A 23,283-nucleotide genomic window follows, 5' to 3' on the forward strand; every position below is an offset into this window, starting at 1 on the left:
GAGGGGAAACGTTAATGGGGCAAAATTGGCCGAATAATAATCCAAATTTTATGCAATTGGGTGATGTTGAAGAGAACATCATAACCATTAGTGGAAACAGTAATTTACAAGAAGAATTTTTAAATTATGCTTTGAAATTTAAAGAGTCTTCATATCTAATAACTGATAATATATTAGAAGTGTCAGATATTAGCAAATTGGATAATTACTTTTTCTCTTTAGCATATCTTTATAGACATAGTTTAGAATTAATTTTAAAGGCAATAGGATTTAAATATATAACAGCATTAGAAGATAGAAAATTATTTGTTAAGGAAACTTTTCATAATTTATCTCGAATACTTGAATTCATTAGCCCACATATTGAAAGTTGCATAGAGAAAAACAAGGATGCTTATGATTGGCTTGTTTTATTATTTGAAGATATGAATCAAATCGATAAGAACTACTCGCACTTGGGAAAAAGTAAGAAAGGGCATGGGAATTTTATTAGTTATGCTGAAAGAGCGCAGAAGATATTTGATGAAGATTCAAATACTGTAAATCTTATGGAAACACAAGTGAAGAAACACTGGAAAAACATTCAATCACGATTAGATAAACCAGAATAATAAAGACAAGCCCATTTTTCTTTAATTAAAATTTGGCTTGTCTTTTTATATGGTTTTTACAATCTTAATTAGAAACAAATGGAGCTGGAGTGATAGAGATTGAAAAAGTACAATTTTATTAAAGCTCAATTAGCAAAGACAAATAAAAAGAATGATGAAAATTATGTAGTAACTAGAATTTGGCATAAATTAGACAATCTTGATGTAAAGTTTGTTACACAACAATACGTTGTAAGGGACGACGGAAGATATGCTTTGACTGATATGTATTTTCCACAAATAGGAGTCCATATAGAGGTTGATGAACCTCACCATATTCATCAAATCATACAGGATGAAATAAGAGAAAAAGATATTGTGTCTATTACAAATCATGAGATTCTTAGAGTAGATGTGAGTGAAGATTTGGATGCTATAAATAATCAAATCGAATTTATTATACAATATTTAAATAAAAAAATTAGTGAATTGGGAAGGGAATTTGAACCATGGGATATTGAGAGAGAAAATGACCCAAAGACATATATCAATAAAGGCTATATAGAATTAAAAGAAAATGTAGCATTTGAAAAATGTGTAGATGTTTGCAATTGTTTTGGACATAATTATAAAAGTTGGTTTAAAGGAGGAGCAAAACACCCTTATCTAGATGATACCAGACTTTGGTTTCCAAAATTGTATCCTAATGATGAATGGGACAACTCAATTACTTCCGATGAGCTAATTATTAGAGAAAAAAGTACGGATAAAAGTAAAGTAAAAGCTCATATGGAGGAGCATATTGAAAGCAACATACATAATAGAATTGTCTTTGCCAAAGTAAAAGGTCCTCTTGGGGATGTAATGTATAGATTTAAGGGTGAGTATAAGTTAAATATAGAGCAATCTTATAGTGAAAATTGTTTGGTTTGGGAGAGAAGTGCAACTAGAGTAAAAACCTATAACCCGAAAATAAGATAAGTATAGATGGAAGGAGAAATTTGTGAAGTATGGGGATACATGACCGACTATTAGATAGGCAAAGTGTATATGGGTTTACTACTTTTGGTGATAAATATGTTTGTGGAGATTGTATTAATGAGAGCTTTCTACAAAAATTTATAGAAGAATATGCAGATTCAAATTACTGTAGCTACTGTGGTGCTACAAATGAGGAAGGATTTTCAATAGCAGCTGATATAGATGATGTAATGGAGTATATAATTGACCATCTAAAGTATGAATGGGGAAACCCTGATGATGAAGGAGTAGGTTATGATTCAAGAGAGGGTGGCTATTTAGGTGTATCCATCTATGATGGATGGGATTTTGTGGAGGAAATTTTATGTCCCGAAGCAGAGATTGAAAATGAATATTTAATGAAAGATATAAAAAATCAGCTGATAGACACTATGTGGTGTGAAATTGACCCTTATGGAACCTCAGAGGAAGAAGAACTATATTTCTCTTGGAGAACCTTTTCAAATTTAGTTAAACATGAGACAAGGTATGTTTTTTATAAAACAGCTGCTCCTGGTAATATTGAAGGCTTCCTTAATCCTTATGAAATTATTGATTTTATAGGTTCTATGGTAGAAGAGATGGGATTAATAAAAGTGTTACCTTCACAAAAGTTTTATCGAGTACGGGTTTCAAATAAGAGAGAATATTTTACTTCTTCTAAAGAGCTAGGAACGCCTCCTAGAGAATATGCTCTTAATTCTAATAGAATGAGTCCAGCAGGTATCCCTATGTTTTATGGTGCTTGCGATGTGGATACTGCAATATTAGAGGTTGATTATAAGCAAGGTGAAAATGTTGTCGCTAGTGTAGGTGAGTTTGAAAATACTAAAGAGTTAACTGTCTTGGATTTAACAGAGCTTCCTAAAATTCCAAGTATATTTAATGAAGAAGAAAGAGAAAAAAGGCAGGTAATAATCTTTTTCTATAAATTTCTTGAAGATTTTTCCAAACCTATTAGTAAAGATGGTAAAGAGCATATAGATTATGTGCCAACACAAATTGTTACGGAATACTTTAGGCATATTTTTAAAACTATTGATGGAAAAACTTTAGCTGGAATTGCTTATAGAAGTTCTAGGAATGGAAAAAAATCTTATGTCCTTTTCTTAGAAAACAAAGAATTTGGTGAATCTGGAGCTGAAGGGTCTTCACATGAGATGATTCTGACTAAAGTTTCTCATATTTCTAATAAATCCTAAAAAAAACTCACTTAGATACACCACGGAGAACCGTACCATAAGTAATGAGGAAACAAAATGCCGAAGTTGTAATAAAGAATCTAATCAAAAGAAAACCTTTTTTACTCTCGCACTCATCTTTTTCCCTTATCCGAGGTAAGAAACACAATAGAAATAAAGTAGAAAAAAGAAATGAAGTTAATCGGAAAGTTCATTCCATTTTGGTGACCCATGCAAACATGGGTCACCAATTTTTTTATAATACACTTTCTTGGAATAGGATATTGAGATTTTGTTTTTTAGAATATCAAAATTACATATAATCATAGTGAATTATAGTGTTTATGCATGTCAACCATAACGTGCGGTGCCCCGCAACTATTGCTATCTTTACATTTAGCAGTGTTTATAACAATATTGGATAATAAACTGAAAAAAGGTGATTGTTGAAGTGAACTTTGCTGAGAAGTTGAAAAATGAGAGAAAAAACAGAGGCTGGTCACAAGAAGAATTGGCGGGAAAACTTTTTGTAAGTCGACAGTCAGTTTCAAAGTGGGAGAATGGACAAAATTATCCCAGTATTGAGATTGTTATAAAACTAAGTGACCTTTTTGGTGTAACGATTGATGAATTGTTGAGGAGCGATGAAGAGTTGAAAGAAAAAGTAATTAATGATAGTAAGCAATTGGCGCATCCGAAGTTAATAGCATTTTTTGATATATTGACTTTTTTAGGTGTTATTCTTTTGATATTAAAAATAGGGGTTCTCCTTCTAAATAAATTTACTGCATTAAATATTACTTTATTAGGTGGTTCATTCATTTGGAATTTTGGCCCGTTACTTTTGATCATTGTTGGGGGCATTGGTACCAGTGCTTTTAAGGAAAAATATAAAGAGGATTAGGATATAGGAGTAATCCTAGTAAACTATATCGGTTTTTTTGTGATTAAGTTTGCTGGGCTGGCTGAAACATTTATTTAGGGAGGTTGTATTAATGGATTTTATAAATGGTATAGAGTTGAGCAGAAGATTCCATTTAGAATTTGTAGAACCAGTTATTTCAAGAAACTATCCTGACTTACAGTATGGCTCAGCACTTATTGGCCCTGGAAGCGAGGTACTAGGTTTTGATACCGAAATGTCAACGGATCACGATTGGGGTCCTCGTGTTCTTTTATTTCTTGAAAATAAGGATATGAATTTAGCTGATGGTATTCAACATACTCTACAAATAAATAAACCTGATGAATTTTATGGATATACAATAGATTTGAAGCAAACAATAATTACTACTTTAGATGAGTTTCTTGAAAGAGGCCTAGCAATAGATTGGTCCAAGGGAATTCAACTAGTTGATTGGCTTACATTCCCATCTCAAGTATTAGCTGAAATTATTGGTGGTGAAGTTTTTCGTGATGATACAGGGAAATTGAATAATGTTCGCAAACAATTACATTATTTCCCTAACGATATATGGTTACTGCAAATGGCGGCTGTCTGGAACAGGATTGGACAGGAAGAACATCTAATAGGTCGTGCTGGTTATATGGGGGATGAACTTGGATCATCCATTATCGCTTCAAGGATTGTTAGAGATATCATGAATCTCTGTTTCCTAATGGAACGTAAGTATGCTCCATATCCGAAGTGGTTTGGAACAGCATTTAAGGAATTGAAATACGCGAATGAGTTGTTGCCGATTCTGTTGGATGTTCAAGCAGCAAGGACATGGAAAGAACGTGAAGAAGAGTTGTGTAAGGCTTATGAGTTAATAGCACGAAAGCATAATCAGTTGCAAATTACTGAAAAAATGACAGAACAGGCTTCTTTGTTTTTTGATCGGCCATTCAAGGTCATCCAAGGGGAGAAGTTTGCAGATCGTATTGTAAAAGGTATCAAAGATTCAACAATACGAAAATTGTCTCAAAAGCGATTAATTGGAGCAATTGATCAAGTAACGGATAATACCGATTTTCGATTCATTAACCAATCATCGGAAAAAAACATAGTGCGCTTACTTTATACGAATCTATTAGAATAGTTGACTTCTATCATGCTTAACAGATTTCCAAGTATGATAAATTAAAAAAGAGCAAAGTTACAATGGTATGGCGAACCATAAGGGCAGTTGAGCCACCACCAACCATTCTGCTCTATTCGAATTCTTGAAGTAGGAATCTTACTGCCAGTTCCTGCGGATTAAAAAGTCGAATCCCCATATACTAAGAATCCGACTTATGTAAAAATATCAAGTTAGTTTTTGATACTGAAATTTCTTCATCCACTCAGCTAGATAACATAGTTGAGCATCAATTTCGTGTCGCAGTGAAATGGCCCAATTATCATAGTTGTCTGCTAAGAGTGTTTCCGGTATTGATGGTGGTAATTGTTTGCACAATTCATAACGAATGAGCGGATCCTGTTCGACAAATGCTTGGCGAACCACTGTCAGAAAGTCAGCGAGATCACATTTAATTTTATATTGGACGGAAACCGTGCCTTTTTGAAACAACAGACCCTTCGCCGAAATGGTTGGATGCCGCAACATTTTTTCTAAGTGATGCATACACACCTTTAGGTTCGCCTTCGCTTTATCTGGATCGAGGTGAGGAAAAAATTCCTCACATAAAATATCACGAGTCGTGATGGGATGGAAAACTAAGTACGAGAGAATTCTTTTCGCATGCCGCTTTTGCCAGCTTGATGTAATCGGGACAGAATCAATCTCGACGCGGAATCCGCTCATCAGCTGGACATACAGAATAGGAGCGCGATAAGATGCTTGCCCCTCCTCTGGCTGAAAAACCGCTTGAATAAACATCTGTGTATCCATTCGTGAAAAGCTAGTATTACTATGCCGCAATACAAAAAGATGAATCCATTTTGCCGCAACTTCAGGTTGTTCCAGAAATAAAAGAAAAGAAGCATCTGGTATCGAAATACGAGTTCCATTTTTTAATAGAAAAGAACTTGCATTCAAAAAAGCATCTGGTGTAGTTACATTTAAAGCCCCGCTTAAAATAAGGACTGGACATGGTAATTCTGGAAGCTCCATTAGTAATGTTGGTGTGGACGTTAGTTTAACCATGTCAGAAAAGTGCTCGTCTGAATATCCTAGCAGGACGCGAAAATATTGTTTAAGTCCATTATCACTTGACCCTAGAGTCGTGTATCCCTTCAATAATTCTTCGTATGGATGCAGAAAATTAGGATGCCCGGCTTTCATCGTATCTTTTATATAAGGAAAAACGTGTTGTGCTAAATAAAAATGCGGGTTATTTGGTGCCAGATAAGGAAGCGACATAAGCGTAAGAGACTGCACATTATTTGTGTACTTAAGTGCATACTTTACCGCTAAATATGTGCCGTAGCCAAATGCTAGAATATGCACCTTCGTCAGCTTTAATTTTTCAATAAGACCGTGCAAATCCTCGCGCAGCACGTCCCATGTAATTTGCCCTTCACCTGTACTGCTCTTACCATGAGAGCGTATATCGTATTGAATAACAGTAAAGGTTTCATGAAGAAAATTCGGAAATTGCCCCCAGCATGAAGAATCCAGTGCCAGCCCATGGATGAGCAAAAGGATATCTTTATTGTCGCTCTTACAATCTTCCAATTTATAATACATCCTGTGCTCGTTTACTTCTACATAAGGCATAATCCATCGCCTTTCTTTTCCATTAATACAGAATTATTTCGACAAAATATGTTAAAATCCTTTAATTTGTTACCTTTCTGTTACCAATCAATGATTATACTAAACTGGAAGCAGTGAACCTGCCTTCGCTATATCGAGAAAGATGAGAAAGGATGGTGAAAATATGAAGAAGAAAAGAACATACTGGATGATCCCTTGCACTATAGCGCTTGCTCTTTATGTTACGGCATCACCTGTTTCTGCTGCACCTGTTGCACCGAAAGTGCCAACAAGTAGCTTTGAAGCAAAGCAACAAGTAAAAGATGATCATCGTAGTGCTTTAAATGAACATGAAGTGAGCCTAACACAAAGACAAGCCGACCTGCTCAACAAATTGAATGCTGAAGTTCAAAAAATAAAAGCAGAAAATGAGGCAGCGAAAAATCTAGCTATCGAGAAGGCTCAAGTAGGTCTAGATCTTTCAGAAAGACCACTAAAGCCTGAGCAGCAAAAGAACGAAAAAACAGAAAGAAACACAAACATACCACTTCCATCTATTTTTTAAGAGAATCAGGGATAGGGGACAGCTTCCTTGTTTCTCCTTCTTAACTTCCCGTGAAAATAGTTTGTTTAAAGTATGAAATTATTCAATTCAATCAGTGTGAAAAAAAGATGATCCCTGTCTTTGCAGAGATCATCCTTTTTTAGTTGTATTTAAAATTGGTGATATCTGATATTACAAATGCGAACCCCCGCTTGCATCAATGCTTTGTCCTGTAACCCATCGGCTGTCTGGCGAGGCTAAGAATGCTGCGACATCAGCGATATCCTCAGGCTGACCCCATCTGCCAAATGCTGAGAACCCAGCGCCGAATTTATATAGATCCGGATCATTTAACATCCCGGCGTTCATATCCGTTGCAACGAATCCAGGCTGAATCGCATTAATCGTGATGTTGCGCGCAGCAACTTGAGTGGATAAAGCTAATGTCAGCGAATCGATTGCTGCCTTGCTCATGCTGTATGCAGGTATTCCGGGCAGAGATATTCTTGTTACAGCTGAAGAAATATTAATGATGCGACCTTCATCTCGTAGTCTAGGTAAAGCTTGTTGAGTGAGAAAAAAGGGCGTTTTTACGTTAATATTCATTACTTCATCAAATGCTTCTTCTGTCGTTTCTTCAATTTGCGCACTAAGAGGGGTCCCTGCGTTGTTAACCAGGATATCGAAGCTGCTGCTGCCAGTACGTTGCTCTAACAATTGATCCAATTGGTGAAAAAATGTAGTAATACTTTCGTTAGAACCAAATTTTGCTCCAATGGCGAAAGAATTTCCTCCTTTACGCTCAATTTCCTTAACTACAGATTCTGCTCCTTCTTGGTCAGAACCATAATGCACGGCGACCAACGCACCTTCCGTTCCTAACCGTGTGGCGATAGAACGACCAATTCCCTTGCTTGCTCCTGTAACGAGAGCCACTTTTCCATGTAAACTTTTCATTCCTTCATCTCCTTGTGTTTTTCTCATCTTCATTTTTAACACAAGGACTATTTCAAAATGTTGCCTTCTAATTCGACGGAGGAATCAAGTAACGCTCGTTCTCAAACTCAACATAATTTCTTGTTGGTGCTCCTCCCAATATACGCGCATAAACATAACACTAATGGCTCAATATATGGTTTCAATATCTTGCTCTCCTATTCCTTTTCACTTACATCTGGCATTCTGACGGGTATAATGATTATGAGGTGATGAAGATGAAAGTCGATCGGATATCTGATGAAATATGGAATGCCATTGTAGGTAATGATCATTCCTATGACAATAAGTTTTTTTATGCAATTGCCACAACTGGGATCTTTTGCAAACCTTCTTGTAAATCGAGAATTCCTAATAAGGAAAATGTCTATATATTTCAAAATGCGACTGAAGCGCTGAAGGCTAATTTCCGTCCTTGTAAAAGGTGTAAGCCGACCGATAAACTTCTTCCAGATCAAGCGTGGGTGGAACAAATTACGGAATATATTCATTTACATGATACAGAGCCACTTACATTACAATCGATCGCGGACAGTTGCCACGGAAGTCCTCATCATCTACAACGCACATTTAAGCGAATTAAAGGGGTAACTCCTGCACAATACATTCAAGAACGAAGAATCGTTAAAGCTATCCAAGCTTTACTTGAAACTGATCAGACAATGCATGAAATTGCCAAATCTGTAGGGATACCCAATACACCTTATTTCATCACCTTATTTAAGAAAATTATTGGAAGCACACCAGGCGAATATCGATATTTAAATAAAAATGCTCACATAAATAGGAGTGGAACAAAATGATTGGACCGAAAGATTCTACAGTGTTTTGGTCTTGGGTCACATACGATGACTGGAAATTCATAATAGCTGCTACAGAAAAGGGGCTATGTTTCGTTGGATCAACGAACATGAGCTATGAGGATATGGCAAAATGGGTTTACCGACGGGATCCAGACAGTCTACTAATAAGAAATGATGAAAAATGTAAATCGTATATAAACGAATTGATTGAATACTTAAAAGGCGAACGGCAAAACTTCACGGTACCAATGGATGTTCGAGGAACGTCTTTCCAGCTTGAGGTATGGGACGCACTCCATAGTATTCCATACGGCCAGACCCGCTCATACTCAGATATCTCGGAGCAAATAGGTAAGCCGATGTCTGCAAGAGCAGTAGGGACTGCCATTGGTGCGAACCCACTTTTAATCATAGTCCCTTGCCATCGGGTCATTGCCAAGAACGGTTCACTCAACGGTTATCGAGGTGGACTTGATATGAAAGCGAAGCTATTGCAAGTGGAAAAAAGTGCCCCTATATTTTTTTCGCATAATACGAGTAAAAGTGGCATAATGAATTGATTTAATAATAATAAGCGGGATGATTAAAAAAGAGAATCTAGTTGATTTTACTGTCCTGCATAATTTAGTAATGAGAGAAGGAATGTGACAAGATGAAATATAATAAAACGATCATGACCAAATTAATTAATGAACATCGTGAATTACATGATGAATTAAAAAGAATCAAAGTAGAAATGGGCTTAGAGAAGAATTTAGCAATTAAAGCATTATACCATTCTGCAGTAGCAGATAACGGCCCTTATATGCAGGATTATCAAGATTTAGAACGGTGGCGTTCATAATAGTAACACCTTGTTTCGTTTTTGTTGCGGACAGGGTGTTTTTTGTTTTGCATAATTTTGCGCTAATGAACGGATAAAAGATGGTTTTATTATCGGGTAGTTTGCTGGCTTACTGTTAAGTGGTCTTTGCTATGGATACGAGCCAATCTGTAGAAGTATAAAAATTCCCATCTATAATGTATTCGTCTCGATTTGCTTTCTCAATATTGCATCTAACATAACGATCGTATATTGTTGTATTTGCTCATATGGTTTATCAACTTAAACCATTGAACCGATATTGGAGGTATTTGACTGAATGAATAAACAGGACCAACTAAATATGATCAAACAGGATTTTATTAATTGCCAAAAGGTACTAATGGCAATTGGTGATGAAACACGTCAATCGATTTTGTTAGTTTTAATGGGGACGGATTGTCAAACAGGATTACGTGTGGGTGAAATCACTGAACAAACACATCTTTCTCGACCAGCTGTGTCCCATCATCTAAAGGTTTTACGGGATGCTGGTGTTATATTAATGCGTAAAGAAGGAACAAAAAACTTTTATTATATTAATGTACGTACAGAATTAGGTTTATTAAAAACGCTTATGTTGGATATTGATAAGTTCATGCAGAACTTTTATGGAAATGATGGAATATAAACAGACATTGATTGGAGGTATAGGCTATGAAAGCAATGGTTATTGATCGATATGGGAAAGTTCCTATGCGTTTGGCAGAAATGCCTACGCCTGAAATTGGTGAATATGAGGTACTCGCAGAAATTCATGCAGCTAGTATTAATCCCGTCGATTTTAAGATACGCGATGGGAAAGTGAAATTGTTAGTTAAATATAAAATGCCTCTTATCTTAGGGAATGACTTTTCTGGTATCGTTGCAAAAGTTGGCGCAAAAGTGACTCGTTTTAAAGTTGGCGACGAAATATATGCACGTCCACGTAAGAGCAAAATTGGTACTTTTGCTGAATATATCGCTATCCATGAAGATGACATCGCCTTGAAGCCTAAAAATTTGAGCTTTGAAGAAGCAGCATCGATCCCGCTGGTTGGGTTAACCACCTATCAAGCCCTACTAGACATTTTGCAATTACAAAAAGGGCAGAAGATATTGATTCAAGCTGGGGCTGGTGGCGTTGGTACCTTTGCTATTCAACTGGCTAAATTAATGGGGGCCATTGTTACAACGACTGCAAGTGAAGCTGGCGAGAATTTAGTAAAATCTCTCGGTGCAGATGAAATCATAAATTACAAGACAGAAAAATTTGAAGAGATACTAAAAAACTATGATGCCGTATTTGATACACTTGGGGGCGAAACACTTGAAAAATCATTTAAAGTGTTAAAAAGCGGAGGAAAAATTGTTTCCGTTTCGGGATTGCCGAATGCTCGTTTTGGCAAAGAATATGGTTCCGGGTTTTTTAAAACATTGTTGTTTTCAGCAGCAAGTCATAAAATGACAAAGCTTGAAAAAAGGTATAATGCTCAATATACATTTTTGTTTATGAAGCCAAGTGGAGAGCAATTACGTATAATCGCAAATTTTATTGAGACGGGTAAAATCAAACCTATCATTGATAGAGTTTTCCCTTTTATGGATGCTCAAAAAGCGATGGAATATGTGGAAACAGGAAGAGCGAAAGGGAAGGTAATATTAAAAATTAGATAGTTGTTACATGAAGAACAATCTTTTTGCAAGATGGAGTCTTTTGTAATGATAGTAAATATCGGGTAAAGAAACTTTTCGATCAATCTTTATTCTAAAGCTATAAATGATCTATTAAATAAAGTTTTATTCGACACCAATAGAAAAATAATTTTAACATAAAAAGCTGCGCTCGGAATCATATGAGCGCAGCTCTTTTTATTAAATGAATCATTAAAAATCAAAATTATCGGGGTCTGGTCCCACTCGTAAATTTTGATCGAGGCTATCAATGAGCTCCATATCCTTACTTATTATCTTAAAATCAAAAATGTTTGCATTCTCTACAATTCGTTGTTCTTTCGTTGATTTTGGAATCGTAACAACTCCATTTTGGAAATCCCATCTTAAAATAATTTGAGGCACGGATTTATTATATTTTCTAGACAACTCCATTAAAGTTGGATGGTCTAATAGTTGGCCTTGCATTAATGGCGACCAAGCTTCTAGTTGAATGCCGTTGCGGCGACAAAAAGTTTTGACTTCTATTTGTGTCAAATTTGGATGGTATTCCACTTGGTTTATCATTGGTTTAACTTCTGCATCCTTTAATAAGCGCTGAAGATGATGGACTTGGAAGTTACTAACCCCGATTGCTCTAACCTTTCCTTCCTTATAAAGAGTTTCCAGCGCTCGCCAAGCCTCTTTGTACTTATTTTCTACAGGCCAATGAATAAGGTATAAATCTAAGTAGTCAAGACCTAACTTATTTAAACTTGTTTCATAAGCTTTGATTGTGGATTCGTAGCCTAAATCCGAATTCCAAACCTTAGAAGTAACAAATAAATCCTTCCTAGAGATGCCCGCTTCTTTTATCCCTTCTCGGATACCTTGTCCAACGCCTTCTTCATTTTCATAAATTGCGGCTGTATCAATGCTGCGGTAACCGTGTTTAATCGCAAATTTTACGGTATTTACTAGTTCTGGACCTTCTTCCACTTTAAAAACACCAAGTCCAAACCAGGGCATATTAACTCCATTATGCAATGTTGTAGTATTTTGTAAGCTTTTATTCATGATATAAACCTCCAGTTTTTTATATTAAAGAAAACATGTCATAGTATAGAATTACATTGATTTAATGATAGACGAGTCTTTTTTCTCAAGTAAATGACTATATCCTGTTAAAAGGACGGCTGCTAGAACCATAAGGGCTCCTACCCAAGCTGTATGAATAATTCCAATAGAGTTTGTCACAAGGCCACCTAGGAAGGATCCTAATGCAATTCCGGCATTAAATGCTGCAATATTAATAGCCGATGCGATATCTACCGCTGTAGGAATATAACGCTCCGCTAGCATGACTACATATACTTGTAGTCCTGGGACATTTATAAAAGCCATGAGACCCATAAGGAAAATAGTGATTAATCCAACTACTTTATAAGGTATTGTAAAGAATAAAATAAATAGGATTATCGCTTGAATGGTAAACATATAAAATAATGCCTTAATTGGATTATGGTTCGATAGTTTTCCACCTAGCATATTACCGATGGCTATGGCTATACCGTAAATAAGTAAAACAATTGCTACAGTATCCTCTTTCAATCCAGTGATGCTCTGCAGTAATGGCGATAAATAAGTAAAGACAACGAAGGTTCCCCCATATCCCAGAGCAGTAATGATAAATACAAGTAATAAACGACTATTTGTGATTAATTTAAATTGGTCTTTTATTTTAGTAAGCTTTCCTTTTTGTAAATCTGATGGAACGAGAATACTATTGGCGATGAGAGCAATGATACCAATCGTTACAATAACAATAAAGGCGATTCTCCAGCCCATTTGCTGGCCGATAAATGTCCCAAAAGGAACTCCTGTAACAGTTGCAACTGTTAGACCTGTAAACATGATGGAAATCGCACTTGCTCTCTTATTTTCTGGGACTAAATCAGCCGCAATAGTTGATCCAATAGACATGAAAACACCATGAGAAAAAGCAGAAATCACGCGTGCCGATAATAGTACCCCGATGGAAGTAGCAGTTGCGGCGAGGCTATTTCCTAAAATAAAGATAACCATAATCCAAATTAATAAAGTTTTACGTGGTACCTTCGAAGTAACAGACGTAAGGATAGGTGCTCCAAATGTTACTCCTAATGCATATAAAGAAACAGTCAAACCAGCTGTTGTAACAGATATATTTAAATCCTCAGCAATTAGAGGCAAAAGTCCGACGCTAATAAACTCCGTAGTGCCAATAGCAAAAGCACTAACCGCTAGAGCTAATAATGCGAAGATGCTTCGTTTTTTATCTAAAGACATACTCCTTCCTCCCAATAAAGTAATACGGGGTGTCCATTCGCTTAAGTAAACAATATCGAAAGTGAATATGTTCACATCAACCCGCAAATGCTATTATGGGATAAAAAGATTAGAAAAAGAAGTACGTACTTTAAAGTGCTATAAGCACTTGGAAGTATCATAGGCACTTAATTGTACCTATAATTGGAGGTATCAAATATGCAACAGAAGAAATACAATATATCTGTAGAAGCCACTCTCGAGGTAATAGGGGGAAAATGGAAATGCGTGATTTTATGCCATTTAACTCATGGAAAGAAACGAACAAATGAATTGAAGCGTCTAATGCCAAACATCACCCAAAAAATGTTAACTCAACAATTACGTGAGTTAGAGGAAGATGGAGTTATTAATCGAATCGTTTATAATCAAGTCCCACCAAAAGTGGAGTATGAATTAAGTGAGTATGGTCGGAGTTTAGAGGGAATTTTAAATTCTCTATGTGATTGGGGAGAAAAACATATTACCAAAGTTTATGGGAATAAATTTGATGTTTTAGAAGAGAACATACTGAATGAACATCTAAAGTAATTTCATATCTAAATCACAACAATAAGATTATGTTCGTTATTAGTGAAGTCACCGGGATTGAGTGCAGAAATGATGGGGCGAGGGATGAAGTTCTGTCGCTATCAAGGATGACGTTTTCACATCAGTTAATAAAGATGATTTTGGTAGTGCATGTGTATAGGGCTGTTTGGATTTTATAAGGGGAGAGCTAATGTATTTTCTTGGCTAACCTTTGAGTTTCTATACACTTGGATTTGAATTTCTAAAAGTAAATAATAGTGACAGATTATATTTGTAGGGTGATAAGTCGATGACAGGAATAAGCATAGCAACGAAGTGGGAATATGATGCGGCACTGGAGTACTTTGGCATAAAAGATAACGAACGTTTCGGTTATCCTTATGGCGAGTATTTCATAAGAACAATTAATGATACTGAACTTGTTTTTTATAGTACCGGTGTAAGAAAAGTAAATGGTGTTGGCGGTAATCAGTATATGATTTCTAAATTTAATTTAACTAAAGTAATCGTTGCGGGAACATGTGCAGGAATAGATGATCAGTTCAGTAATTTAGATATTTTTGTACCTAATAAAGCTGTTCAATATGATTGTACAGTAAAAGAAATTGAACCATTTATTAAACAATCCTTCGTAGTCGATATTGATCTATCAAAATATGGAAATGATTTTTATACAGGAACAATTGGCACCGCTGATAAAGCAGTAGTTATGTGGAAGGACTATTTAGAGCTTATAGAAAATGAAATAACAATAGCCGATACAGAAGCGGGGGCAATCGCTTATATCTGTAAGAAGAATGATGTTGAGTGCATTATTATAAAAGGAATATCTGATTTTCCAACAGATGAAAGAAACTCTGATAAATTCGAATCGAATATTGAACAAATTAATATTTATTTAGAAAACACCCCTAAAGTTATGAACAAAATATTTAGCGAATATTTAAAAAGATTTATTTGAATAAATTTAAAGTTAATAGAAAGATCTTTTATGGTAAATATAATGTAAGACTATCATACATTTCTCCATACAACCTGAAGCACTTGCTACATTCGTTTGCATGGTGCTTTTCTTATGCCCAGAATGTCTAGGATGGCTTGTGGACGCTAGTTTGAAGCTTGAGGGAGGATGTATAGAATTAATAAACATTTTCCAGCAAGTTAAATAAAATCTGTTATTTCATTGATCAAAAAATAGAACCAACTACCCTTCAGATTATCAGTAATGAAATGCAAATAGCTTTTCTGTTATCGTAGTGTTTAGTAACATTAATACCATATTATTAGTAACTTAAATTGATTGGAGTGCATTTACATGATGTTTTACCCATTGTTTGAAAATGATGTACCAACCATCCTTCTTCCTTAACGGTAGAAGAGCTTTTCTCCGTTAAGGACATAGATTTCTATGATAAACGGAGGAAAAACATGAATAAGAAAATAGTAGGCTCCTTATTTTTATCACTTGCTGCGAGCATTTGGGGCGCAATGTATGTTGTAGTAAAAGTAGTTGTTGAAGTTGTTCCACCTTTGGAGCTTGTTTGGATACGTTATGTCATTGCTGTAATGATACTTGTCATTATTGGTTTTTGTATGAAACAATCATGGTGGATTGCTAAAAAAGATTGGCTCCTTATTTTTCTCGTTGGTCTATTTGGCAATACCATTTCCATTGTCACACAGGAAATAGGTACAATGCTTTCTACTGCTCAAATGGGTGCTATTATTACTTCCACGACACCTGCTTTTATGGTCCTATTTGCCCGCGTAATTCTGAAAGAAAAAATAACGATAAAAAAGTGTCTTTCCATTGTACTAGCAACAATCGGAGTTGGCATTATTGTTGGAAGTGGTCCAATTAATGTTACGCAACAATTAGGTGGTTTTTATTTATTGCTTGCTGCGTTAACTTGGGCACTAATGTCCGTTTTAGTAAAAAAAGTTCCAACACAATATTCACAAATTGTCATTACAACTTATTCGTCTATCGTTGCTGTCATTTTATTGACTCCATTAGTACTTCCAAGATTAAATAATCTAAATCTATCTAGTATTTTACAGCCTACCATTTCAGGTGGATTATTATACTTAGGCATTGTATCAACAGCTGGTGGTTTTTTCTTGTGGAATAAAGGTCTGCAATTGATGAATGCTTCCACTGGAGGCCTGTTCTTTTTCTTTCAACCAATAGTCGGTTCCTTTCTAGGTTGGTTATTGTTAGGTGAAACCATTGGAATGACATTTTGGTTAGGTACAATTTTAATTTTTAGTGGTGTTTTTATAGTTATAAAAGATGAATAATGAAAAGTGCGTTTCTATTTTATATAGAAACGCACTTTTTCTAATTTTATAACACACGCTGCCACGTTTCTCACTTCACTCATGCTTACTTAACGAGCGAGTTTTCGATTTTACAAATCCATTTATAATAAAGTATCACACTCATGAGCAAGAAAGGATTTACGATAGCTGAATACCATATATTCCACCATGCATGATGAAAGTATCCCCAAGGTTCAGGGAGTAAGGTGACCAATTCATAACAAGTAATGAATATAAACCATACAGCAACATAGAATATACGCTTATAGAGCTGTTTTCCAAATGGGTACCAATTTACAAATATTATATTAACGGGAGGAATCAACACGGTTATCGGAAGCAAATCTCTCCATTCTGGAATTTCTGTAAAGTACCAATAACCATGGAATTGTAAATCAATCACGTGATCAACAATTACTTGAAACACAATGGTGAATGTCCATATATGAATAATTTGATTTTTAGTAAGGCGTTTGTTTGTTGCCAAAGCTATTACATTAAATAAAACAATGGCGATAATAAGTCCAATCATAGTTATTTCCTCTCGTAAAAATTTCCTTAATAACCAATAGCTTTCTTCTATACTCCGCAAATATTCAAACACTTATTATAGTCTTGGCAATATTGTTTAGTTTCTACTAAAAGCTTTTGAAGTAATCACCAGTCTTTCCGACTTCACACTGTACTTGCAAGTTTCCTAGTACTAAACTATTGCGATTTTAATGTAGGAAATTGCGAAAAGCTGAATGTAGTATTAGAAATGATTGAATATAAATTTGGGAGAGCTTATCAGGATTGTCTTAATAAAAGTACAGCAAAAATTCAACTTTTCGATCTTTAAAAACCACCATTTAGAAGTGAAGTTTAAAAGGAATTTTTAATATGAATAGCGAATGAGGATATTAAGTTAATTTTTCATAATGGAGGAGATGGATCTATGGTCAAACAATTGATTGTTGGCGATGCTATGCAGGAACTTGCCAATACGCGCCGTATTCTGGAACGCTTGCCCGAGGAACATATGGCATGGAAGCCGCATGAGAAATCGATGACGCTTGGCGAGCTGGCCACGCACTTAATCAACCTGCTGAACTGGCAAATTGCCATTTTTCAATCCCCGGAGCTAGATCTTTCGACTGTGCCGTTGCGGCGCGAAGCTTTGGAAAGACGTGCAGAGGTTCTTGATGAGTTCGATGAGAATGTTGGCATACTGGAAAAGTTGATCGGGGAAAGCGATGAGAAAACGCTTGGTGAGGGATGGACGTTGCGAAACGGAGACCATATCATTTTCCAAGCACCGCGAGCTATGGCACTCCGCACTTTCGGATTAAGCCATATGATTCACCACCGGGCACAGCTCGGGGTATACTTGAGGCTTCTCGATATTCCTGTGCCGGGCATCTACGGCCCCTCGGCTGACGAGGGATTCCAAAACTAAGTTTCTCGTTTCTATATACGCCAAACTGCCGCAGAGCACCGAGTACTGCGGCTGTTTAGAGTATTTTCCGTATTCAACATGTTAAGCTAATCTCAAAGAATACAAAGGAGAGTGTGGCTTTGAGCAAAAAAGTAGATTATAAAAAAGATTTTAAGCACCTTTATATGCCGAAAACGGTGCCTGAAATTTTAGACGTTCCGAAACTGCCGTTTATTATGGTCGACGGCTCAGGTGATCCTAATGAAGAGGAGTTTGGAAAGGCGATAGAAGCCTTGTACAGTTTGAGTTATGCCGTGAGAATGTCGTATAAAAGTGATGATGTACCAGCAGGATATTATGAATATACGGTTTTTCCGCTTGAGGGCGTGTGGGACCTGCTTGATCGGTCGAAACCCTCGACGGATAAAAGCAATTTTAAATATACGATTATGATTCGCCAACCCGATTTTTTGACAGAAAAAGAGTTCGAGCGATTTCTAGAACAGACGAAAAGGAAAAAGGCCAATCCATTCCTTGAAAAAGCTAGGTTTGAACAAGCGACAGAGGGATTAAGCTGTCAAATGATGCATATCGGCAGCTTTGACGATGAGACGCAAAGTTTTGAGCGAATGGAAGCATTTTGTGCCGAGCATGGATATAGCCGTACAAGCAAAATTCATCGGGAAATTTATTTGTCGGATCCCCGAAAAACAGAACCAGCAAAGTTAAAAACAGTGTTAAGGTTCCCTGTAAAAAAACTCTCATAATTCGGCACCTTCGATTAAGTATCTAGTGAAGACTGTTTTTAAGAATCTACATATTTGAAAGTAGCTGCTCATTTCATTACGGCTCTTGGTCAAACTGGTTTTGAATGCGTTTTTTTGCAGAGGGGTTCAAATGATAGAATATGTAAACCAAATAACTGGCACTATCCTGGGACATGGATAAGTGCTTATTTTTCATTGAATTTCTAACTATCCACTAACCTAAACCTCACTTTATCTATTCATTTTCTCCACAATTGTCATTTAACACTAAATGTTAATATTTAGGTTATACCTTTTCTTTTGACTTAAAGTGTATAATATGTTTGGTTATATTAAATTATTTTAAATATTATAAAGGAATTTAAAAAATGAGATTATTTTCATCTAAACATATCGATGACCAAAAAGATTTTACGGCTTACTCAAATGAGTTATTTTTCGAACGACTTAAATTAGTTTCTTTTATGCTCATAGTGACATATCCCGGCTTTTTCTACGCTGATTTTTTCCTGTTAAATACAGTGGCTGACCAGGTATATAAAGGGGTTCTTGCTTCTATTCACCTTTCAGGTTTTTTGCTGTCGATTATTTTTCTTCTCATTTATTATTTTTACAAGCGTGCGCGAAAGGGCCTCATTATTCATGTCTACACCGTTTTATTTCTCTTTATTGGCGCAACGGCTTCGCTTAATAGCCAGTTATTAAATGGCAATATATATGCTTATATTATTATTTTACTAGGGATTTCTATTATTTTCCCTATTCAGCCCAACAAGCTTTTGATCTATTTCTGCAGTAATCACATTTATTTTTTGATTGCATTATGCTTTATGGAAATGGGCTATTTCTCGCTGATTACAAAGATGATCAATTCGACGGGGACTGCCGTCATTTCCTACACGATTGCATTTATGTTCTATAGGCTGCGAAAAAGGGATTTTGATAATAAATGGAAGTTAAGAAGAAACGCTGACAGTTTTCGAAGGTTATTCAATATGAATCCGTATCCATTGATTCTTACAAACCTTCAAAATGATGAAATTTTGCTTATCAATCGTGAGGCCATTGACTATTATCATTTGCAAAATCAAGACATGACGAAAATAGATGGGAAATTTTTATTCGCAAACCCTACTGAAAAGCAAACTATTTTAAAAATGCTGGACGAGCATCAAACTATCAAAAATTATGAACTGGAATATGAAGTGAGCCCCGAGTTGAAAAAATGGGCCATGTTAAACTTGGAATTGATTGATTATTTGGAACAACCTTGTATTCTGATTGGGGTTACGGATATTACTAGTCTAAAGATAAAGGAAGAAGAACTGCTTAAGCATGCCTCTATTGACACGCTCACAGGTGTGATGAATAGGCGGAGCGGAATGATCTTGCTGGAAAAGAAAATTCGTGGAACTCATCAGCAGGAATTCATTGTTTGTTATATAGATATAAATGGGTTAAAAACCGTCAATGACAACTATGGTCACTCAGTAGGAGATGATCTCATCAAGACAAGCTTGCGATATCATTAACCGAAATATCGACTCGGATGATGTGCTATTTCGATTGGGCGGCGACGAATTTATTATCGTTTTCTTCGGGAAAAATAAAGAAAAGGTAGAAGAGATGTGGGGAGATATTAAACGAGATTTTCATCGTTTCAATCTGTCAGGGCAAAAGCCTTATAAACTTTCAGCTAGTCACGGATTTTCCTATTACAAGCCCGGATCAGCTACGACTGTAGAGGAAATCCTAGATGCAGCAGATCAAACGATGTACGAAGAAAAAACTTCAAAGCGGGGGGATAACGCATAGTTAATTTCTGCGTTTCCCTATTAGGAGAGTGGAAATACTTTGAAAAAAGGTGAAGCACCGAAAATAGAGTTAGTGAAACATATAGTAGAGAGTTTTTTTAAAAAAAAGGTTGAATTAGAGAGAGTAAAAACAGGTGTATCAACTTATGTTTATCGTATTCAATTAAAAGATAAAGTTTCTTATCTTCGTATACTTCCAGAACAAAATGCTAGCTTTGCTGTCGAAGTGAAAGTACATGAATTACTAATTACAAGGGGAGTAAAAGTACCAAAAATAATTCACTTCGAACAAAAAAATGACTTACTTCAGTTATCTATAATGATCGCTGAGGAAATAAACGGAAGCAGCATAGAAGACAATACATTAAGCAATGAACTAGGAGAGGTTTTATTTGATGCAGGGAAGCAACTTGCTTTAATCAACCAAATAAAAATGGATGGGTATGGTTTTATTAATCGAGAAATGTCGGATACCTTATCTGGAGAGAAAAAAACTTTTCACGATTATTATCATGAAAACTTAGATAAGGATATAGCGATATTGCCAAAATATCATTTTGATCAAAGCGAGATTAACGCTATTCGTGGCTTTTTGGAAACAGGGTTTTCTATTATGAATAGGAAAGTTTCTCGGTTAGTTCATGGAGATTTTGATGGATCTCATATTTTCCAAAGTAATGGGCTATATACAGGGATCATTGACTTTGGAGAAATAATGGCCAGCAGTCCTTTATATGATGTAGGACATTTTAAATTGCATGATAATATAAATGGCTTTAAACCATTAATAAATGGATATAAAGAGGTTGAAAGTCTTACTGCAGAAAACGATCTGGAGATTGATTTGTGGGCATTATTTATCGGGGTACGAAGACTGGGAATGATTTACGGAAGACCTTGGAACTTTTACCATGAACATTTAACTAACAGTATAAAAAAACAGTTGGTTCAATTGAATCAAACATTTTAGGTGATTATAAAAACACGTTTGAAATACTTTTCGTGTTTAACTTCACATGGAAGCAGATAGAAGGGCTTAAACCAAAGAGCCCGTCATTTAGTGATATGCTCCAACAAAGTGTTCTTAACAGGGGTTTTCTTCAGAGGAGCCTGGCGAAATCACCGAGAACGTCGGTAATATGGAAAGTACATGATTATAAAGTTCAGAATAAACAATCCCATAATCTAAGCTTGAATTCCACTGATGGGAAGATGGATGTTAAGAATAAACCAATGATCTTTCAGCTCTGCATTCATTTTCCCATTCATCTTTTCAACTAACTTTTTAGACAAATAAAGGCCTAACCCACTTGATTCGGTGTTCGTTCTACTGCTGACTTCTGTATAAAATCGCATAAATACTTTTTCTACCGCAACTTTACTATCTGGCTTGATGTCATTCTTAATACTAAAAATCAGATAGCTTTCTTCAATCCCATAGCTGACTACCGCTTTACTTTTAGCATAACGAAGTATATTTTGAACAATATTTTGGATGACACGAGTAAGCATCAACTTGTCGGCAATGATAGGTCTGTCCATTATTTGCTCGGGAAATTGAAGTTCAATTTTCTTTTCCTCAAATTGTTCATAAAAGGTCAAGAAGATTTCTTCAACAAAGTTAGAAAGAGAAATAGAAGATAATGTTATTTCTTTTTGATTCGTTTCAATGCGTGCTAAGTCATAAAAGTGGTCTGTCATTTCCAGCAGACGTTTGACAGAATGCTCGATCGTCCTTATATAGTGTTCCCTCTTTGCATCATCTGTGGATGCTTGTAAGAGCTGAACATAGCCATTGATGGACGTGAGTGGTGTCCGTAAATCATGAGAGAGCCCAGCGATTGATATTTTCACATTTTCCTCCATCTGTTTTGTTTGACGACTTTTTTCTTCAAATGCATCGATCATTAGATTCAATTCATCCACTAAATCCATTATTGTTTTCACACGGAAATCAAGATACAGCCTCCCACCAAAATTGGCACGGGCAGGAAGGGTTTTGACCCGATATTTTAATTTCCGTAGTTCCCGCTTTAAAAAATAAATATAAAAAAGAAGCGCCAATGCTAGGAATCCCATTATCCATCCCCACATAACATTCACACTCCTTTCGTTAATCAAATTTGAAGCCAATGCCCCATACCGTTTTAATGTAGTTTGTGTTTGTACTGTTAAGTTTATTTCTTAAATTACTAATATGCATATTAATGGTTTTGTCACTATCAAAAACTGATTCATTCCAAACACTTTCATAAATATTGGCACGGCTGAATACTTTTTGTGGATTCTCTAGAAATAGTAGAAGTATTGCGTATTCGCGGCCTGTAAGGTGTAGAGTTTGGTCATTGATCTTCACATCACGCGTTTCTATATTTATGCGGATATTCTTATATTGAATTTCTTTCCTATTGCTGACTGATGCCTTTGTTGCATGACGTAATTGAATATGAATTCGTGCAAGCAGTTCTTTCACATTAAAAGGCTTTGTAATGTAATCATCTGCCCCATTCGTCAAAAGTTCCAATTTTGAATCTTGGTCATTTTTTGCTGAAATCACAATTACGGGAACACTTGAGTTATGCCGAATTTCTCGAAGAAATTCTTCTCCATTCATCCCGGGAAGCATCAAATCTAAGAGTACTAAATCCACCTGATTTTGTTCAAATAGCAATTTCCCTTCAGTCCCTGAGTAGGCACTTAGCGTGTTAATGCCATTCAAATCTAAAGTTTCTTTTATAAGTGAATGAATGGCCATATCGTCTTCAATGATTAATATTGTTTCCATATCCATCCAAC

The 23,283-nt window shown here is 35.8% G+C and carries 27 protein-coding genes; 20 read left to right on the top strand and 7 right to left on the bottom strand.

Annotated elements, in window-relative coordinates:
• The first annotated feature begins 14 nt into the window (after positions 1–14).
• The 5 genes from KHA96_RS23005 (at position 15) to KHA96_RS08175 (ending at position 4,833) form a co-directional block, all read left to right on the top strand.
• On the top strand, positions 15–611 hold the full coding sequence (locus tag KHA96_RS23005) for a hypothetical protein (protein WP_249315409.1): 597 nt from the start codon (positions 15–17) through the stop codon (positions 609–611).
• 99 nt (positions 612–710) lie between these two features.
• Positions 711–1,571, top strand: coding sequence for an AbaSI family restriction endonuclease (locus KHA96_RS08160; RefSeq protein WP_213128827.1), 861 nt, complete (start codon positions 711–713; stop codon positions 1,569–1,571).
• A gap of 29 nt (positions 1,572–1,600) precedes the next feature.
• Entirely contained in the window at positions 1,601–2,812 is a 1,212-nt protein-coding gene (locus KHA96_RS08165; protein ID WP_213128828.1) for a HEPN-associated N-terminal domain-containing protein, read from the top strand.
• A gap of 430 nt (positions 2,813–3,242) precedes the next feature.
• A complete protein-coding gene (locus KHA96_RS08170) occupies positions 3,243–3,695 on the top strand; it encodes a helix-turn-helix domain-containing protein (RefSeq protein ID WP_213129874.1) in 453 nt (150 codons plus the stop codon).
• Positions 3,696–3,786: 91 nt separating this feature from the next.
• Complete coding sequence (locus KHA96_RS08175) at positions 3,787–4,833, top strand: DUF4037 domain-containing protein (protein WP_213128829.1); 1,047 nt, start codon at positions 3,787–3,789, stop codon at positions 4,831–4,833.
• Positions 4,834–5,040: 207 nt separating this feature from the next.
• Here KHA96_RS08175 and KHA96_RS08180 read toward each other — a convergent pair whose 3' ends face one another.
• On the bottom strand, positions 5,041–6,411 hold the full coding sequence (locus tag KHA96_RS08180; protein WP_213128830.1) for an alpha/beta fold hydrolase: 1,371 nt from the start codon (positions 6,409–6,411) through the stop codon (positions 5,041–5,043).
• Positions 6,412–6,616: 205 nt separating this feature from the next.
• Here KHA96_RS08180 and KHA96_RS08185 point away from each other — a divergent pair, with 205 nt between their 5' ends.
• Positions 6,617–6,997: a hypothetical protein gene (locus KHA96_RS08185; protein WP_213128831.1), complete on the top strand. Its 381-nt coding sequence runs from the start codon at positions 6,617–6,619 to the stop codon at positions 6,995–6,997.
• 171 nt (positions 6,998–7,168) lie between these two features.
• Here the strand turns inward: KHA96_RS08185 and KHA96_RS08190 are convergent, their stop codons facing one another.
• Positions 7,169–7,933 (bottom strand): SDR family oxidoreductase, encoded by a 765-nt coding sequence (locus KHA96_RS08190; RefSeq protein ID WP_213129875.1) that lies wholly within the window; start codon positions 7,931–7,933, stop codon positions 7,169–7,171.
• Positions 7,934–8,190: 257 nt separating this feature from the next.
• Between KHA96_RS08190 and KHA96_RS08195 the strand changes: the two genes are divergently transcribed.
• The 5 genes from KHA96_RS08195 (at position 8,191) to KHA96_RS08215 (ending at position 11,293) form a co-directional block, all read left to right on the top strand.
• The gene (locus tag KHA96_RS08195; protein WP_213128832.1) at positions 8,191–8,775 is read left to right on the top strand and encodes a bifunctional transcriptional activator/DNA repair enzyme AdaA; all 585 of its coding nucleotides are present in this window, start codon (positions 8,191–8,193) and stop codon (positions 8,773–8,775) included.
• Positions 8,772–9,335 (top strand): methylated-DNA--[protein]-cysteine S-methyltransferase, encoded by a 564-nt coding sequence (locus KHA96_RS08200; RefSeq protein ID WP_213128833.1) that lies wholly within the window; start codon positions 8,772–8,774, stop codon positions 9,333–9,335. The genes KHA96_RS08195 and KHA96_RS08200 overlap by 4 nt, the downstream gene beginning before the upstream one ends.
• Positions 9,336–9,427: 92 nt before the next feature.
• Entirely contained in the window at positions 9,428–9,619 is a 192-nt protein-coding gene (locus KHA96_RS08205) for a hypothetical protein (protein ID WP_213128834.1), read from the top strand.
• A 298-nt stretch (positions 9,620–9,917) separates the two neighbouring features.
• Positions 9,918–10,268 carry an ArsR/SmtB family transcription factor gene (locus KHA96_RS08210; RefSeq protein ID WP_213128835.1) on the top strand — a complete coding sequence of 117 codons (351 nt, stop codon included), beginning with the start codon at positions 9,918–9,920 and terminating at the stop codon, positions 10,266–10,268.
• 26 nt (positions 10,269–10,294) lie between these two features.
• Positions 10,295–11,293, top strand: a complete 999-nt coding sequence (locus KHA96_RS08215; RefSeq protein ID WP_213128836.1) for an NADP-dependent oxidoreductase — start codon at positions 10,295–10,297, stop codon at positions 11,291–11,293.
• 210 nt (positions 11,294–11,503) lie between these two features.
• Here the strand turns inward: KHA96_RS08215 and KHA96_RS08220 are convergent, their stop codons facing one another.
• Together KHA96_RS08220 and KHA96_RS08225 are read right to left on the bottom strand one after the other, a co-directional pair.
• Complete coding sequence (locus tag KHA96_RS08220; RefSeq protein ID WP_213128837.1) at positions 11,504–12,346, bottom strand: aldo/keto reductase; 843 nt, start codon at positions 12,344–12,346, stop codon at positions 11,504–11,506.
• 51 nt (positions 12,347–12,397) lie between these two features.
• Positions 12,398–13,597, bottom strand: a complete 1,200-nt coding sequence (locus KHA96_RS08225) for an MFS transporter (RefSeq protein ID WP_213128838.1) — start codon at positions 13,595–13,597, stop codon at positions 12,398–12,400.
• A 198-nt stretch (positions 13,598–13,795) separates the two neighbouring features.
• On the opposite strand from KHA96_RS08225, the gene KHA96_RS08230 reads away from it, so the two are divergent.
• From KHA96_RS08230 to KHA96_RS08245, 4 genes are all read left to right on the top strand, one after another.
• Positions 13,796–14,167 carry a winged helix-turn-helix transcriptional regulator gene (locus tag KHA96_RS08230; RefSeq protein ID WP_213128839.1) on the top strand — a complete coding sequence of 124 codons (372 nt, stop codon included), beginning with the start codon at positions 13,796–13,798 and terminating at the stop codon, positions 14,165–14,167.
• The gene (locus tag KHA96_RS08235) at positions 14,167–14,346 is read left to right on the top strand and encodes a 23S rRNA (pseudouridine(1915)-N(3))-methyltransferase RlmH (protein WP_349305753.1); all 180 of its coding nucleotides are present in this window, start codon (positions 14,167–14,169) and stop codon (positions 14,344–14,346) included. Before KHA96_RS08230 ends, KHA96_RS08235 begins: the two co-directional genes overlap by 1 nt.
• Before the next feature lie 110 nt (positions 14,347–14,456).
• Positions 14,457–15,128 carry a 5'-methylthioadenosine/S-adenosylhomocysteine nucleosidase family protein gene (locus KHA96_RS08240; protein ID WP_213128841.1) on the top strand — a complete coding sequence of 224 codons (672 nt, stop codon included), beginning with the start codon at positions 14,457–14,459 and terminating at the stop codon, positions 15,126–15,128.
• 467 nt (positions 15,129–15,595) lie between these two features.
• On the top strand, positions 15,596–16,468 hold the full coding sequence (locus KHA96_RS08245) for a DMT family transporter (protein ID WP_213128842.1): 873 nt from the start codon (positions 15,596–15,598) through the stop codon (positions 16,466–16,468).
• Positions 16,469–16,553: 85 nt separating this feature from the next.
• On the opposite strand, the gene KHA96_RS08250 is transcribed toward KHA96_RS08245, so the two are convergent.
• Positions 16,554–17,021 carry a hypothetical protein gene (locus tag KHA96_RS08250; protein ID WP_213128843.1) on the bottom strand — a complete coding sequence of 156 codons (468 nt, stop codon included), beginning with the start codon at positions 17,019–17,021 and terminating at the stop codon, positions 16,554–16,556.
• A 405-nt stretch (positions 17,022–17,426) separates the two neighbouring features.
• Between KHA96_RS08250 and KHA96_RS08255 the strand changes: the two genes are divergently transcribed.
• The 5 genes from KHA96_RS08255 to KHA96_RS08275 all read left to right on the top strand — a co-directional run bounded on the left by KHA96_RS08255 (position 17,427) and on the right by KHA96_RS08275 (position 21,457).
• Positions 17,427–17,927 carry a DinB family protein gene (locus KHA96_RS08255; RefSeq protein ID WP_213128844.1) on the top strand — a complete coding sequence of 167 codons (501 nt, stop codon included), beginning with the start codon at positions 17,427–17,429 and terminating at the stop codon, positions 17,925–17,927.
• Between the two features lie 119 nt (positions 17,928–18,046).
• Positions 18,047–18,673, top strand: a complete 627-nt coding sequence (locus tag KHA96_RS08260; protein ID WP_249315410.1) for a GyrI-like domain-containing protein — start codon at positions 18,047–18,049, stop codon at positions 18,671–18,673.
• Positions 18,674–19,041: 368 nt separating this feature from the next.
• Positions 19,042–20,205 (top strand): sensor domain-containing diguanylate cyclase, encoded by a 1,164-nt coding sequence (locus KHA96_RS08265; RefSeq protein ID WP_213128845.1) that lies wholly within the window; start codon positions 19,042–19,044, stop codon positions 20,203–20,205.
• Complete coding sequence (locus tag KHA96_RS08270) at positions 20,171–20,488, top strand: diguanylate cyclase domain-containing protein (RefSeq protein ID WP_213128846.1); 318 nt, start codon at positions 20,171–20,173, stop codon at positions 20,486–20,488. The genes KHA96_RS08265 and KHA96_RS08270 overlap by 35 nt, the downstream gene beginning before the upstream one ends.
• 39 nt (positions 20,489–20,527) lie before the next feature.
• Positions 20,528–21,457 (top strand): aminoglycoside phosphotransferase family protein, encoded by a 930-nt coding sequence (locus tag KHA96_RS08275; protein WP_213128847.1) that lies wholly within the window; start codon positions 20,528–20,530, stop codon positions 21,455–21,457.
• A gap of 215 nt (positions 21,458–21,672) precedes the next feature.
• On the opposite strand, the gene KHA96_RS08280 is transcribed toward KHA96_RS08275, so the two are convergent.
• Together KHA96_RS08280 and KHA96_RS08285 are read right to left on the bottom strand one after the other, a co-directional pair.
• On the bottom strand, positions 21,673–22,581 hold the full coding sequence (locus KHA96_RS08280) for a sensor histidine kinase (protein WP_213128848.1): 909 nt from the start codon (positions 22,579–22,581) through the stop codon (positions 21,673–21,675).
• 19 nt (positions 22,582–22,600) lie between these two features.
• Complete coding sequence (locus KHA96_RS08285) at positions 22,601–23,272, bottom strand: response regulator transcription factor (protein WP_213128849.1); 672 nt, start codon at positions 23,270–23,272, stop codon at positions 22,601–22,603.
• Between the last annotated feature and the right edge of the window lie 11 nt (positions 23,273–23,283).

This window comes from Bacillus sp. FJAT-49711, from assembly GCF_018343715.1.
In the GTDB taxonomy this organism is placed as follows: domain Bacteria; phylum Bacillota; class Bacilli; order Bacillales; family Bacillaceae_C; genus Lederbergia.

What these genes read in the sequence shown, in the direction of transcription:
- KHA96_RS08230 (WP_213128839.1), top strand. Translation starts at nt 13,796, where the DNA reads ATGCAACAGAAGAAATACAATATATCTGTAGAAGCCACTCTCGAGGTA.
- KHA96_RS08225 (WP_213128838.1), bottom strand. Translation starts at nt 13,597, where the DNA reads ATGTCTTTAGATAAAAAACGAAGCATCTTCGCATTATTAGCTCTAGCG.
- KHA96_RS08240 (WP_213128841.1), top strand. Translation starts at nt 14,457, where the DNA reads ATGACAGGAATAAGCATAGCAACGAAGTGGGAATATGATGCGGCACTG.
- KHA96_RS08280 (WP_213128848.1), bottom strand. Translation starts at nt 22,581, where the DNA reads ATGTGGGGATGGATAATGGGATTCCTAGCATTGGCGCTTCTTTTTTAT.
- KHA96_RS08250 (WP_213128843.1), bottom strand. Translation starts at nt 17,021, where the DNA reads ATGATTGGACTTATTATCGCCATTGTTTTATTTAATGTAATAGCTTTG.
- KHA96_RS08185 (WP_213128831.1), top strand. Translation starts at nt 6,617, where the DNA reads ATGAAGAAGAAAAGAACATACTGGATGATCCCTTGCACTATAGCGCTT.
- KHA96_RS08255 (WP_213128844.1), top strand. Translation starts at nt 17,427, where the DNA reads ATGGTCAAACAATTGATTGTTGGCGATGCTATGCAGGAACTTGCCAAT.
- KHA96_RS08205 (WP_213128834.1), top strand. Translation starts at nt 9,428, where the DNA reads ATGAAATATAATAAAACGATCATGACCAAATTAATTAATGAACATCGT.
- KHA96_RS08190 (WP_213129875.1), bottom strand. Translation starts at nt 7,933, where the DNA reads ATGAAAAGTTTACATGGAAAAGTGGCTCTCGTTACAGGAGCAAGCAAG.
- KHA96_RS08195 (WP_213128832.1), top strand. Translation starts at nt 8,191, where the DNA reads ATGAAAGTCGATCGGATATCTGATGAAATATGGAATGCCATTGTAGGT.
- KHA96_RS08270 (WP_213128846.1), top strand. Translation starts at nt 20,171, where the DNA reads ATGATCTCATCAAGACAAGCTTGCGATATCATTAACCGAAATATCGAC.
- KHA96_RS08245 (WP_213128842.1), top strand. Translation starts at nt 15,596, where the DNA reads ATGAATAAGAAAATAGTAGGCTCCTTATTTTTATCACTTGCTGCGAGC.
- KHA96_RS08165 (WP_213128828.1), top strand. Translation starts at nt 1,601, where the DNA reads ATGGGGATACATGACCGACTATTAGATAGGCAAAGTGTATATGGGTTT.
- KHA96_RS23005 (WP_249315409.1), top strand. Translation starts at nt 15, where the DNA reads ATGGGGCAAAATTGGCCGAATAATAATCCAAATTTTATGCAATTGGGT.
- KHA96_RS08220 (WP_213128837.1), bottom strand. Translation starts at nt 12,346, where the DNA reads ATGAATAAAAGCTTACAAAATACTACAACATTGCATAATGGAGTTAAT.
- KHA96_RS08210 (WP_213128835.1), top strand. Translation starts at nt 9,918, where the DNA reads ATGAATAAACAGGACCAACTAAATATGATCAAACAGGATTTTATTAAT.
- KHA96_RS08215 (WP_213128836.1), top strand. Translation starts at nt 10,295, where the DNA reads ATGAAAGCAATGGTTATTGATCGATATGGGAAAGTTCCTATGCGTTTG.
- KHA96_RS08265 (WP_213128845.1), top strand. Translation starts at nt 19,042, where the DNA reads ATGAGATTATTTTCATCTAAACATATCGATGACCAAAAAGATTTTACG.
- KHA96_RS08175 (WP_213128829.1), top strand. Translation starts at nt 3,787, where the DNA reads ATGGATTTTATAAATGGTATAGAGTTGAGCAGAAGATTCCATTTAGAA.
- KHA96_RS08285 (WP_213128849.1), bottom strand. Translation starts at nt 23,272, where the DNA reads ATGGAAACAATATTAATCATTGAAGACGATATGGCCATTCATTCACTT.
- KHA96_RS08200 (WP_213128833.1), top strand. Translation starts at nt 8,772, where the DNA reads ATGATTGGACCGAAAGATTCTACAGTGTTTTGGTCTTGGGTCACATAC.